This is a genomic window from Alicyclobacillus sp. CIJ1 (assembly GCF_057538885.1).
Genome location: NZ_BAAJPH010000068.1, coordinates 93,286 through 105,779 on the forward strand (window position 1 = coordinate 93,286; position 12,494 = coordinate 105,779).

General features: G+C 65.1%; 11 protein-coding genes. 5 read left to right on the forward strand and 6 right to left on the reverse strand.

Translation table 11 applies throughout. The annotated features are described in order from the left end of the window. Positions 1-56 precede the first annotated feature (56 nt). Complete coding sequence (locus AC27E8_RS06000) at positions 57-1,253, reverse strand: glycosyltransferase (protein WP_487097320.1); 1,197 nt, start codon at positions 1,251-1,253, stop codon at positions 57-59. A 108-nt stretch (positions 1,254-1,361) separates the two neighbouring features. Here AC27E8_RS06000 and gmk point away from each other — a divergent pair, with 108 nt between their 5' ends. Together gmk and AC27E8_RS06010 are read left to right on the forward strand one after the other, a co-directional pair. After that, positions 1,362-2,156 carry a guanylate kinase gene (gene gmk / locus AC27E8_RS06005; protein ID WP_014462982.1) on the forward strand — a complete coding sequence of 265 codons (795 nt, stop codon included), beginning with the start codon at positions 1,362-1,364 and terminating at the stop codon, positions 2,154-2,156. A gap of 12 nt (positions 2,157-2,168) precedes the next feature. Continuing rightward, positions 2,169-4,124 (forward strand): sensor histidine kinase, encoded by a 1,956-nt coding sequence (locus tag AC27E8_RS06010; RefSeq protein ID WP_487097318.1) that lies wholly within the window; start codon positions 2,169-2,171, stop codon positions 4,122-4,124. Here AC27E8_RS06010 and AC27E8_RS06015 read toward each other — a convergent pair. Continuing rightward, positions 4,109-5,230 carry a CvpA family protein gene (locus AC27E8_RS06015; RefSeq protein ID WP_487097316.1) on the reverse strand — a complete coding sequence of 374 codons (1,122 nt, stop codon included), beginning with the start codon at positions 5,228-5,230 and terminating at the stop codon, positions 4,109-4,111. The genes AC27E8_RS06010 and AC27E8_RS06015 overlap by 16 nt on opposite strands. Positions 5,231-5,312: 82 nt before the next feature. Here AC27E8_RS06015 and AC27E8_RS06020 point away from each other — a divergent pair, with 82 nt between their 5' ends. Together AC27E8_RS06020 and AC27E8_RS06025 are read left to right on the forward strand one after the other, a co-directional pair. Continuing rightward, positions 5,313-6,251: an oxidoreductase gene (locus AC27E8_RS06020; RefSeq protein ID WP_014462985.1), complete on the forward strand. Its 939-nt coding sequence runs from the start codon at positions 5,313-5,315 to the stop codon at positions 6,249-6,251. A 45-nt stretch (positions 6,252-6,296) separates the two neighbouring features. Further along, complete coding sequence (locus AC27E8_RS06025) at positions 6,297-6,893, forward strand: thymidine kinase (RefSeq protein ID WP_487097314.1); 597 nt, start codon at positions 6,297-6,299, stop codon at positions 6,891-6,893. 44 nt (positions 6,894-6,937) lie between these two features. On the opposite strand, the gene AC27E8_RS06030 is transcribed toward AC27E8_RS06025, so the two are convergent. Further along, positions 6,938-7,291 carry a DUF4406 domain-containing protein gene (locus tag AC27E8_RS06030; RefSeq protein WP_041695582.1) on the reverse strand — a complete coding sequence of 118 codons (354 nt, stop codon included), beginning with the start codon at positions 7,289-7,291 and terminating at the stop codon, positions 6,938-6,940. Between the two features lie 170 nt (positions 7,292-7,461). On the opposite strand from AC27E8_RS06030, the gene AC27E8_RS06035 reads away from it, so the two are divergent. Then, positions 7,462-8,889 (forward strand): NAD(P)/FAD-dependent oxidoreductase, encoded by a 1,428-nt coding sequence (locus tag AC27E8_RS06035; protein WP_487097312.1) that lies wholly within the window; start codon positions 7,462-7,464, stop codon positions 8,887-8,889. A gap of 82 nt (positions 8,890-8,971) precedes the next feature. On the opposite strand, the gene AC27E8_RS06040 is transcribed toward AC27E8_RS06035, so the two are convergent. From AC27E8_RS06040 to AC27E8_RS06050, 3 genes are read right to left on the reverse strand one after another with little or no spacing between them, the layout of a single operon-like run. Beyond that, positions 8,972-10,273, reverse strand: coding sequence for a phospholipase D-like domain-containing protein (locus AC27E8_RS06040; protein WP_487097310.1), 1,302 nt, complete (start codon positions 10,271-10,273; stop codon positions 8,972-8,974). Between the two features lie 51 nt (positions 10,274-10,324). Continuing rightward, positions 10,325-11,098 carry a glycerophosphodiester phosphodiesterase gene (locus AC27E8_RS06045; protein ID WP_487097308.1) on the reverse strand — a complete coding sequence of 258 codons (774 nt, stop codon included), beginning with the start codon at positions 11,096-11,098 and terminating at the stop codon, positions 10,325-10,327. Between the two features lie 31 nt (positions 11,099-11,129). Next, complete coding sequence (locus AC27E8_RS06050; protein ID WP_487097306.1) at positions 11,130-12,455, reverse strand: ABC transporter substrate-binding protein; 1,326 nt, start codon at positions 12,453-12,455, stop codon at positions 11,130-11,132. Positions 12,456-12,494 lie beyond the last annotated feature (39 nt).

Consider the following 12,494-nt stretch of genomic DNA (forward strand, 5'->3'; position numbering starts at 1 on the left):
GGAGAGAGCGGCGCATGCTGAAAGCGGTTTGAGGTTGACATTTCGGTGAACATCCCTCAGGGGCGGCGCATTTCGTACGGACGCCCCTTCCAGTGATCTCCTGTGCGGCACCAGAACCGCCTGGCGGAATCGAGCGTCATGAGCGTGTACAGGAAGCCTGCCACGGGAAGCAGGGCGGATCGCGCCGGCGACAGGTGGTACCAGCGGAGCATCGGCACGAAGGTCGCGGCGAGGATGGCGTACGCGAGCCCGCCAAGGCACAAAGCGGCGAGTCCCCCCGGCGCGCCCGCCAGAAGACCTGCGAGGCCGGCGATAAGAGCTATGGGGGGCACGGCGTACAAGAGCAGCATGCCGAGGGCGGTGCCCACGAGCAGCCAGCCGGAAAACCGCAGCTGCACGAACGCGGTGCGCGCAATCATCCGCCAGATCTCGCCGAGGCTTCCGTAGGCACGCACGCTCACCACGTCGTCGCCAAGCCCGAGCCAGAGGCGCCCGCCGCCATCCGCCACGAGCCGAGCGAGTGCACAGTCGTCGATCACGGCATTGCGAATGGGCTCAAGGCCCGGGGGCATGGGCAACAGGCGGCGCCGGACGAGCACGCATCCGCCCGCCGCGGCCGCGGTCCTTCGCCTAGGGTGGGACACCCACGCGAACGGGTACAGCTTCGCGAAGAAGTACACGAAGGCCGGAATGAGGAGCTTTTCCCATGGGCTCTCGGCCCTGAGCCGGACCATGAGCGAGACGAGGTCCAACCCGTCTCGCTCGGCCCGCGCCACGAGGGCCTGGACGCTCGTCGGTGGATGGGAGATGTCCGCGTCCGTGAACAGCACGTACGCCGCATCGTCCGGCACGTGCCTGAGCCCATTCTGCATGGCCCACACCTTGCCCGCCCACCCCGGCGGAAGCGCATCCGCGCGCACCACGCGCAGCCGGTCCGCCAGGCCAAGCTCCGCCGCAATGCGCTCGGCCACCTCCGCCGTGCCATCTGTGCTGTGATCGTCCACGAGTACGACGTGGAACTCACCGGGATACGCCTGCGAGAGAAGCGTCGGAAGCGTCCTCGGCAGGACGTCCGCCTCGTTGCGCGCGGGCACCACGGCCCACACGGCCGGCCACGCGCGGGGCGCCCTCGCCTCGGCCGCCATTCTTGCGGTGTTCATGGAGAGCGCCGTGCGCCAATAGAAGCCGCGCCCGACAAGCAGAAAGATCCACGCCACGAGACTTACGGCCGCGGCCCAAGCCAGCGCCGTCATGGGGCAACGCTCCTTCCTTCGCGGCGCCTATCGCCGCGTTGTCCAACGATGCCTGTACAATTGCACCTGAACTCAGTATACTAATTAGAAACTTGCGTGCGGGGACGGATGCCCGTGAGTCAAATTCGCTTTCACCTGGATCGGCTCCTGTCTGAGCGAAACTGGAAAGTTCCCGATCTGGTGAAACGGTCCGGTGTCAACAAGAACACGCTTTACGCCATGAAGAAAAACGCCATCACCCGCGTGGATCTCCGGGTGTTAGAACGAATTTGCGACGCGCTCGCGTGCAAGCTGTCCGATCTCATGACCTACGAACCAGAGGGGGAGACGCATACGAAGGGCCTGCTCTTCATCCTGTCCGGGCCGTCCGGGGCAGGGAAAAACACGCTCATCAACGCGCTCCGGGATCGGTACGATCTCGGCCTTACGTTCATCCCGTCGTTTTCGACGAGGCCGATGCGGCCGGGTGAGACGAACGGCAATCCCTACTACTTCGTGTCCCGCGAAGAGTTCATGCGCATGGCCGAGCGGGGCGAATTCCTCGAGTACGAAACCATCCATGGGAACTTGTACGGCACGCACCTGTTGAGTTACGAGCGGGCCCTCAACGAGGGCCGCATGATCATCAAGGACATCGACGTAAACGGCGCGCTCAACATGAAGCGCGTGTTTGGCGATCGCGTCATCCTGATCTACGTCCGCCCGACGTGCCTCGACGATCTCGAAGGAAGGCTTCACCACCGCGGCGACAAAGAGGAAGACATTCGCATTCGCATGCAGCGCCTCAAGTACGAGGAGTCGCTGTCGGATCAGTTCGATTTCCTCATCTTCAACGATGACGTCGCCACCGCCACGGCGGAACTCGCCCACATCATTCGCACCTGCACGAGAAAGCACGCGTAAAGGCGGGACAGCATGCAAGTCAACGCTCATCCCCGCGTGCGCTTTTCGCTGCGCTACAAGATCATCGCCATCCTCTTTGGCGCCATGCTCGTGGTCCTCGCGCTCGGCGGGACGCTGTTTTACAGTGTCGCCAGGCAGCAGATGCTCAAGAGCGCGGACAAGCAGGCGCAGCTCCTCGCGCAACAAATTGAGCTCGAGGTCGAGTCGAGCGAGGCCGGGCAAGCTTACATCGATAACCTGCTCGGCAACGAGCTGCGCATCGCCTCCATCGCGATTGAAAAGCAACTCCCGCCCCACTGGCGGGACGTGACCAACGCTCAGTTGCGCCAGTTATCCGCAGAGCTCGGCGTGAGCGGCATCACGCTTCTCGCGCCCACGGCCGACGACATCGTCGGCGTGCGCTCGTCGGATCCGCGCGAGATTGGGCTTTCCACGCGCGGCATGGGCAAATGGTACATCGCTTTCCGCGATCTTCTCGCCGGAAGGCCCCAGGCGTCCACGTACGGCACCGCAGAGAAAAACTACTGGTCCGGGCCCTTCGCCAACGCCGCCTCCGATCCGTCCAAGGTCGACAAGTGGGGCTACTACTACGACGGCACGACGGACTACATCATCGATCCGTTTTACGTCCAGACGTCCATTCCCGGCTACGAACAGGTGGTCAGCGTCAACAGCACCATCCGCCACATCCTGGCGACCGAGCCCGACATCCTGTCCATCGCCGTGCTGAACAAGACCTTTGACGAAAAGCCGATTCGTTACTCGTACAAGGGCGTCTCCTGGATCGATATCGCCAACCAGCCCGTCATGTACGGCGCCTATCGGTATGCCGATCACGACCTCGACGTCCAGCTCAAAGACCGCGCTTTGTCCACGGGCCACATGCAGACGGCCCTCGATCACGTCGACGGCACGACGGTGATGAAGGCGTTCATCCCCGAGTCGGAGCAGGGGAACCGATACGTCGTCGAGATCGTGATGAACTACCACCTCATCACGGCACAACTGGCGGATCTTCTGCACGACATGGCCATTCTGGGCGGGGCGCTCCTCGTGCTGACCGGCGTGCTCTCGTTCGTCGGCGCGGAGCTCATCACGCGCCCGCTCAAGCGCATCACCGAGGCGGTGGACGAAATTGCCGACCGGAATTTCGCGGCGCACGTCGAGGTGGCGCGATCGGACGAAATTGGCGTGCTCGCCGCGCACGTGAACGAGATGTCGGAGAAGCTGGTGGAATATTTGCGCGAACTCACGCGCCGGGAGCGCGGCAGGGGCGTCGATTATCTCGTGATGGCTACCCAGGCGCTGGTGCACGAGCTCGGCACGCCGCTCGCCGCCATTCGGCAGATGGCGGAGCTCTTGCCGAGGATCGAGCCGAACCTCGGAGAGAAGGCGCGCGAGATCCTCGAGCGGATGCGATCCGCTTCTGAATACGCGAATCGAATCGCACGAGACTTCACGGCGTTCTTGCGCAACGGCATGCTGACCGTGAGGCGCCGCGACGTGGTGCGGCTGGTGTCGGACGCCGTTGGCCTGTGTTCGTCCATGGCTCAGGCCCGCCATGTGAAGCTCTCGTTCCGAAACGAGACCGGACATCGGCACGTGTACCTCGACGTGGATGAAGACAAGCTGTTTGGCGCCGTCGTGAACCTCGTGAGAAACGCCATTGACGCGATCCCGGACGATCGCGCCCGGCGCGAGGTGGACGTGACGGTGAGAATAGAGGCCGAAGAGCTGCACATCGACGTGATCGACAGCGGCGTCGGGATCCCGCGGGACCGCTGGGACCGGATTTTTGTTCCATACAGTTCCACGAAAAAGGGCGGGCTGGGCCTTGGGCTCACGTTCTGCGGCCTCATCGCCATCGCGCACGGCGGGACGGTGGGCGTCGTCCAGTCCAGCCCTCAGGGCACGCACATCCGCATGCGCCTGCCTCTCAAGCACGAGCCGATTCAGGTGGACGCGTAGATGGTGATGCGCGTGGTGAGCTTGTGCGTCTCATCGAACAGGGTGGGCGGCACGTCAAACCACGCGTCCTGGGCGGAGCCCCAGGTGGGGTCCACCAGGATGTACCGGTCTTGGTCCGGAATCCACACCTCGTTCCACGCGTGGGACCCTTCCACCCCGCCGGTCACCGCCACGCCCTCGTCGATGCGCACGGTCAGACCCACGGCATGCGCCATGTCCGCATAGAGGAGCGCGTAGTCGGCGCACACGCCCTTTCCGGTCTCGAGCGTGGTGAGCGGGGACTGAGCGTCCCATTTGCCATCGTAGACGTAGTCGTCATATTTCTTCCAGTCGTAGTGGATGTGGTGGATCTCCCACTCGTACAAGGCGCGCGCCTTGGCGTACGGAGAGGTTAAGCCGCGCGTGATGGCAAGGGCTTTTTCCGCCACCGGCTTTGGGACGACGAGAATGCCGGTTTCCTCCCCAGGGCCGGTGGGCACGACGAACAGAGAGATATCGGCTGCCACGGTCTGCGCCGCACCTTTGGCCAAAATCGGCATTTCCCGCTCCGCGACGGGTCGAAGCCACGGCGTGTAGACGTGATGCGAAAGCCAGCGGTACGCGGGCGACGCCTGAGCGGCTCGCGCGAGGGCCGGCGCCGAGACGTACTGGAGAACGAGAAACACGCAAGCGCCAGCGGCCGCGGCGCGAACGGCGCCGAGCGCGCCGCCGACCACGAGCCCGCCGGCGCGGCTCAAGGCGCGGACGCGTCCCCGCGGCCGGATCCATCTGGCGAAAAGTGGCGCGAGCAGCGCTCCGATGGCGGACGAGACGATGAGATACGCGGCGAGAAACGCTATCCAGTTGCACAGCCTCGGAGATTGTTGCCAAAACGCGGCGAGATGCGCTAGCCAGCCTGGCACAAAAGCGCGCTGGCCATCCTCTAGGACGAAGTTGCGGATGGAGCGGCTCGCCGCAAAGGCGGCTGCGGACGAGGCGACCACCTCGGCGACAAATGCCGCGGTCTGTACAAGCCTCCGCGACTCTCGTTCAAATCCGCGCCGCAAGCCCGCCAAGGCCGAAACCGCCACAATCGCCCACAACACCCACTCTAGCCAGTCGTTCACCGGAACACCTCCAGGTCTTCAGTCTATCCCGATTCCCGCCGATGGAGTAGTATGAAGGATAGACATCGGCTGGCGCGGGGGGATGCGTGTGGCATGGACGGCGGATCAGATTCCGAATCTCAAGGGGAAATGGGCCGTCATCACGGGATCGAATAGCGGCATCGGTTGGCAGGCGGCGCGTTGGCTGGCGAAGCGCGGCGCGCGGGTGACGCTTGCGGTCCGCAACCGCGGGCGCGGAGAAGACGCCAAGGCCCGCATCCTGGCGGAGGTGCCGAGCGCGGAGGTGGACGTGCGCCTGTTGGATCTGGCCGATCTCGACAGCGTTCGGTCGTTCGCGGAGGCGCTCGTGGCGGACGGCCGGCCGCTCGACCTGCTGATCAACAATGCGGGCGTGATGGCCACCTCATACGGCACCACGCGCCAGGGCTATGAGCTTCAGTTCGGTACCAATCACCTCGGCCACTTCGCGCTCACGCTTCAGTTGCTCCCGATTCTCGCCGGGACCACGGGCGCGCGCGTGGTGACCGTAAGCAGCATGGCGCATCAGATGGCGAAGCGCCTCGATCTCGCGTACGTGCGCGGGAGTGGGCGCTATAGGCGATTCCAGAGCTACGCGCAGAGCAAACTCGCGAATCTCCTCTTTGCCTACGAGCTTGACCGGCGCCTCAAGCGCCGCGGACTCCCCTTGAAGAGCATCGCGTGCCATCCCGGGTTTGCCGCAACGTCCCTCGTGGAAAACGGCATGCTGAAGAGTTCCTGGGCCAAGCCGCTGGCTCGGGTGGTGAACCGCTTTGCTCAGCCGAGCGAGATGGGCGCGCTTCCCACGCTGTACGCCGCCACACATCCGGACCTCGAGGGCGGCGAGTACGTCGGTCCTGACCGGGGATCTCGGGGATATCCCGTCGTCATGAATTCGTCCCCGGCTTCTCGCGATCTCGCCGCAGCGCGCGAGCTTTGGAGCGCCTCGCTCGACATGGCCGGCATTCCGCGCGATGCCTGGTACGCGCTCGAGGACGAATGAATCCGCGCCATCCTGTGCTCCCGGGAGCCAGAAAGAGGGATACACGTGGCGAAGTTGTACTTTCGCTTTGGGCAGATGAACGCCAGCAAGTCCATCCAACTGTTGACCGTTGCGCACAGCTACGAGGAGCAGGGCAAAAAGGTGGCGCTTTTTACGCCTGCCATCGACGACCGGTACGGGCGCGGCGTCATCGCATCCCGAGTGGGCATTTCGAAGCAGGCCCTCGTCGTCGAGGAGGACACTGACCTCTTCGAGAGCGTGCGCGCGCAGATGCCCGACTGTGTGCTGGTGGACGAGGTTCAGTTTCTCCGCGCCTATCACGTGCAGCAGCTGGCGCGCGTGGCGGACGATCTCGACATTCCCGTGATCATGTACGGCCTGCTCAAGGACTACCGCAACCGCCTATTCGAGGGCAGTGAGGCGGCCATCCTGTGGGCGGACCGGATAGAAGAGATCAAGACCATCTGCGCGCATCCCGGCTGCGACCGCAAGGCGACGATGATTCTCAAGGTCAAGGACGGGCGCCCGGTGTACGAGGGCGAGCAGATTGAAGTCGGCGGGAACGATCTCTACAAATCCGTCTGCCGCAAGCACTACTTTCACCCGGACGTGGAGGGCCTGATGCGCGCGACGGGCCCGTGAGGCAAGCGTTCAGCGGCGCAGTGCTCCGCCCCGGCGCCTCGGTGTCACAGTTCGAGCGAAAGCTGGATGGCGGGCGCCTTCGCCAGGTCCTCTTCCGCCGCGCGAAGACAAGCGGTAAGCGTATAGACGGGCATGTTCAATTGGCATGCCACGTACACTTCCAGTCGGGCGCCGCGCGAGCGTTCCCATCCGGGAAGGGTCACGACGGCGTCCGCATCCATGAGCATGCGGATGTCGCGGCGCATGGCGGCATACCAATCGTCTTCGGGCGAACCATACTCGGCCGGGTTGATGACCTCAAGGCCCCGCGCTCGGAGCGCCTTTGCTGCCTCCAGGAACGCCGGACGATTCCCGTGCGGGAGCCCTGTCATGGGACCGGACAGATAGACGCGCTTCACGTGATCTCGCCTCCCCAGCATCTTGAGTCCAGAATATGCGAACGTGTGTTCGGTGTCAAGAGGGTGGCGCAGACTCCTTGGCGAACGTTTTGTCTTTATATACAATGAACGTTCGGATCGCGGGAGGCGACACGGTTCGCCTCAGGCCGCGATGACGAGGAGGATTTCGCATGGCTGAGCACTACGACGTGATCATCGTGGGCGCGGGGCCCGCCGGACTCTACGCCGCCTACGAGTTGGTGGAGAAGGCGCCGAAGCTCAAGGTGCTGCTCATCGACAAGGGCGTGGAGGCGCGGTTTCGCCACTGCCCCATCATGGAGGGGCGGATCGACAAGTGCCCGCCGCCCAACAAGATCAAGACGTACGCGAGCTGCTGGCCCGCGTGCGGCGTCATCAACGGCGCGGGCGGCGCGGGGAGCTTTTCGGACGGCAAGTTCAACATCACCGCCGAATACGGCGGCTACCTGACGGAGTACCTGCCCGCGAGCGAGGTGCTCGGGCTCATCGAGTATGTGGACGCCATCAACCTTCGGCACGGGGCACCCGACGCCGTGACGGATCCGTCCACGCCCGCCGTGGCTGCCATCGAGCGGCGGGCCATGGCTGCCGGGCTCAAGTTGCTTCGCGCGCGCGTCCGCCACATCGGCACCGACAAGAACCTGGAGCTCATCCAGTCGCTGTTCGAGCACCTCGGCCGTCACATCGATCTCCGGTTTCGCACCTTCGTCGAGGACATTGTGGTGGAGGGCGATCGCGTCGGCGGCGTGATCCTGCGCGGGGGTGAGATGGTCCGAAGCCGCTACGTGCTGCTCGCGCCGGGGCGGGACGGGGCGACGTGGCTGTCCGACTTGTTCCGTCGCCACAAGCTCAAGATGACCAACAACCAGGTGGACATCGGCGTGCGCGTGGAGACGTCAAACGTGGTCATGCAGGAGTTGAACGAGCACCTGTACGAGGCCAAGTTCCTGTTCCAGTCGCCGGCGACCGGCCTCATGGTGCGGACGTTCTGCGCCAACCCATCTGGCCACGTCGTGATTGAAAACCACACGGGCGTCATGGCGGCCAACGGCCACGCGTATCACGATCCGGCGCTCGGATCGCAGAACACGAACTTTGCGCTTCTGGTCAGCCACAGGTTCACCGAGCCGTTCGACAAGCCGAACGAGTTCGCGAAGAGCATATGCCGGCACGCGAACGAGCTGTCGAACGGGTCCATCATCCTGCAGAAATACGGCGATCTGCGCAAGGGCCGCCGTTCGACGCCCCAGCGCATTCGCGAAGGGTTTGTGGAGCCGACGCTCAAGGAGGCCGTGCCGGGCGATCTCGGCCTCGTGCTGCCGTACAAGACGATGGTCGCGCTGATGGAGATGATCGAGGCGCTCGACAAGGTGGCGCCTGGCGTCGCGAGCGATCACACACTGTTCTACGGCGTAGAGGCGAAGTTCTACGCGGCGCGCGCCGAGGTGGGGCCGGATCTACAGACGAAGATCGACGGGTTGTACTGCGCGGGCGACGGTCCGGGCATCTCGCGCGGAATCTCGCAGGCGGCCTCGTGCGGCGTGCACGTGGCGCGGCAGATCGCGAAGCGCGAGGCGTGATCGACAGGCGGCGCGTGCCTGACGCGCAAGGGAAAGGCCCAGGGCCGTCTGAGGTCCTGGGCCTTTTCGCCGTGCGCCGGTGTCATCGCGAGACGTGCACCAGCTTGCCGTCCTGGAAGTACAGCCGCGCGCCGTTCGGATACGTCCAGACGGTCTCGGGCCTGCCGTGGTACGTGGTGGACGAGATGGACGACGGCGGTCCCCACTTCGCCCGCGCCTCCGACTCGGAAATCCCGAGCGGCAGGTAGGGATACGCCCCGCCCGAACCCGCGGACGCCCCGCCCCCGGATGTCCCCGTGCCGGACGCGCCGGATGCGCTCGACAACGGCTGCGCCTTCTGCCAATACTGGCCGAACCACGCCTCTGCCTGCGCACGCACGAGGGGCTGGGTGACGACAATTCCGACCTCCCGGTTGTCGTCGAGCGAGTTGGCGGAGAGATTTTCGCTGCCGATGAAGACGGCCTCCGTGCCCGCAATCAGCTTGGCGTGCACATAAGGGGACGACAGGAGCCGCACCTGCACGCCGTGGCTCGCGAGCATGCGCGCGTTCGCCATCTCCTCGCTGTCGATGGAGGACGGGAGCAAGAGCTCGAGCTGGCGGCCTTTCGCCTCCATGGCCGCCATGACGTCCGGGGCGTCGTACAGCTCCTCCTCGGCCATCACGACCGGGCCAGGCTGGCGGATCTGATCGGCGAGCGCCTCGGCCGATCCCGGCGACACAATGAGCGCGGGCGGGAGGCTCGGCCGTGGGCGACCCGACCAGTCCGCCTGGAACAGGGCGTCGAGATCGGCCGGGAGGGTACCGCCGTCGATCTCGACGTTGTCCTCGAGGTTGGCGCCGCCATCGAGAGCCGAATACGTGGCGTTGGCCGAGCCGACAATGGCGACGCGCCCGTCCACGACCAGGTACTTGGCGTGATCGTAGCTCGTCGCGGAGGGCGACCACGTCTTCACCTGCACCTTCGAGCCGCGGAACATCGCGAGTTCCTTCGAGACAGCGTCCGAGAAGTCGTACGGGTGGCTGTCCAGGATGACGCGCACGGCCACGCCGCGCGCGGCGGCCTGCTTGAGCGCGTTGGCGATGTTTTCGTCGGTGAGCAGGTAGACGTTGTAATCCACGCGCTGGCGCGCCCGACTAATCGCGCTTACCCAGGGGGCCGATCCGGCGCCGGGCTCCCCAATCCACGTGAATTGGCTGGCGGACGCCGCGATGGAGGCGACGGCCTTCGAGGGCGCGGCGCCTGTCGACGTGCCATGGGCAGGTGCGCTGTTCGCCGCGTTTGCGGGAGAGACGTTTCCCTGGCCGCACGCCGTCAAGAAAAGCAGGGCAGGCGCCAGGGTGGAAGCCAGCCTGAGCCGAAGCCGACCTGTGTTCACGCGCATCGCTCCCTCTGTGAAATGGTGATCCGATTGTAACAAATCTCTCCCCTGGCATCACGCGGAGGGCGGTGTGGGCGAGGGGAGCGCCTGGGTGGCGGATGGCCTGAGCCGGAGATCGTCTAGGATGATGCCGGACACTTGGCATGCAAGCGCCCGATTTACGGCCAGCTCGGTCGTCGCGGTCCACGCGTACACGGCGAGGTGGTGGGCTTTGGCCTCGGCCACAAACAGCGGATCCAGGTGTTCGATGTCGGGGTGGAGGCTCTGCGCGCCAAGGCGCTCCGCGAGCTGAATGGGCTCGAGCAGGCGACCGGTGAAGAGCACGCCGAGGGCGATGTCGCGGTCGAAGCGGCGAACCTCGGCCAGCGCGGCGTGATCGAAGGAGGAGAGGAGGACGCGATCCCGCGCGTTGTGGCGGTAGATGGCGCCGAGCACGCGGCGGATGAGCTGGCGGGTGTGCGCGACGGGGCTCGTCTTCAGTTCGATGTTCAGGCACATGTGCGGCACGGTCGCGAACACCTCGTCGAGCGTGGGGATGAGCGTGCCGCGAAAGCGGGCGTCAAACCACGATCCGGCGTCGAGCTTGCGCAGATCGGCGAGTCGCATGTCGGCTATCAGGCCGCTGCCGTCCGTCGTCCGGTCGACCGTCGGATCGTGCAGAACCACGACGCCGCCGTCGCCTGTGAGGCGCACGTCGAGCTCAATCATGTCCGCGCCCAACTCCGCCGCCCGCACGAAGGCGGGCAGCGTGTTCTCGGGGCACTCGGCGGACGCGCCGCGGTGGGCAATATAGAGCGTGTCGTCGCGCATCAGGAGTTCTCGAATCATGCGAAGACCTCCTTGTCTTCAAGCGCGGATGTCATCCGAGGTTTTGATCGGCGGCCTCTGCGGCCTGGTGCATGGTGGCCGCGACGGGCTTGCCCTCGTCGAAGATGCCTTGCAGCGCCTGCTGCACCGGCTGCAACACGGCCAGGTACGCGGGGGACGCCGGCGAAGGATGCTCGTACTGGAGCTCCTCAATGGCGGTCCGGTACTGCGGGTGCTGTGTCAGATACGATTTGTAGACGGGATCGTTCAGATCCGCCTTCTGCACGGGCAGGTAGCCGGTCTCGGTGGACCACTTCACCGACTGCTTGGGCGAGGTCCACCACTGGATGAACGTCCAGGCGGCCTTCTGCTGCGCGGGTGTGGCGTCCTTGAAGATGGCGAGATCGCCACCGCCAGGCGGGACGGCAAGCGTCTTGCCGCGCGGCAGGAGCGCGGTACCCCACTGGAACTTGCCGCCCACGCCCTTGGTCACCGTACCCGCGCTGCCGATGGAGTCGATATCCATGGCCACCTGGCCGTTGATGAAGTCCTGCGTCATGAGGTCCCAGTAGTTCGGCCCCGTCTCCACCTTCGCGTAGCCCTGCTTCACGAGCGACTGCTCCGTCTCCAGGATGGAGAGCGCGGGCGGCTGGTCGAACGTGGCGCGCTTCAAATCGGCCGACAGAATGGAGCCACCGCCGGACTCCACCGCGTACTCCCACGGCCACCAGTCGACGAGCGGCTCGAAGCCGTAAATCTTGTTCGATCCGGCCCCGCTCGTGAGCTTCTTCGCGTCCGCCGCGAGCTGCGCCCAGTTCGACGGGGGCGAAGCAATGTGCGCCTTCGCGAAGAGCGTCTTGTTGTAGTAGAGCACGGGCACGCTGCGGTTGAACGGAACCGCGTAGTACCGGCCCTGGTACTGCGTCGAGACGAGGATGCCCGGCAGGAAGTTGGACGGCTTGTCGACGCTCGAAGACTGCATCAGGTTGGTGAGATCGAGCAATTGCCCGCTCGCCGCGAAAACCGGCATCGCGTGCACTTCAATCTGCGCGATGGTGGGCGGATCGCCCGCCTTGATGGCCGCGAGCAGCTTCTGCTGTTCCTCGCCGCCGCCGGAGTAGCTGCCCTGGTACGTGGCCACGACCTTGATGCCGGGGTGGGTCTGGTTGAACTCCTGCACCATCTGTTGAATGTCCTGGCTGAGCGTCGTGCCGACGCCGTACCAGAAGGTGATGGTCACGGGCTGGCTCGATGCCGCGGCCCGGCTGGCGCCCGTCGCCGCCTGTCCGCCGCCGTTTGCGGCGGGCGCGCCACATCCTGTCGCCATGAGTCCAAGCGCCAGGAGCGCGCCGGATTTCCACAGTCGATCTCGTTTCATGGTTTTCCCTCCCAATGTATGCGCCTCAAGCGGGCGCCG

Bases quoted from the DNA above. Each gene is read 5' to 3' on its own strand.
- AC27E8_RS06000 (WP_487097320.1), bottom strand. From the start codon at position 1,253: ATGACGGCGCTGGCTTGGGCCGCGGCCGTAAGTCTCGTGGCGTGGATC.
- gmk (WP_014462982.1), top strand. From the start codon at position 1,362: ATGCCCGTGAGTCAAATTCGCTTTCACCTGGATCGGCTCCTGTCTGAG.
- AC27E8_RS06010 (WP_487097318.1), top strand. From the start codon at position 2,169: ATGCAAGTCAACGCTCATCCCCGCGTGCGCTTTTCGCTGCGCTACAAG.
- AC27E8_RS06020 (WP_014462985.1), top strand. From the start codon at position 5,313: ATGCGTGTGGCATGGACGGCGGATCAGATTCCGAATCTCAAGGGGAAA.
- AC27E8_RS06035 (WP_487097312.1), top strand. From the start codon at position 7,462: ATGGCTGAGCACTACGACGTGATCATCGTGGGCGCGGGGCCCGCCGGA.
- AC27E8_RS06040 (WP_487097310.1), bottom strand. From the start codon at position 10,273: ATGCGCGTGAACACAGGTCGGCTTCGGCTCAGGCTGGCTTCCACCCTG.
- AC27E8_RS06045 (WP_487097308.1), bottom strand. From the start codon at position 11,098: ATGATTCGAGAACTCCTGATGCGCGACGACACGCTCTATATTGCCCAC.
- AC27E8_RS06050 (WP_487097306.1), bottom strand. From the start codon at position 12,455: ATGAAACGAGATCGACTGTGGAAATCCGGCGCGCTCCTGGCGCTTGGA.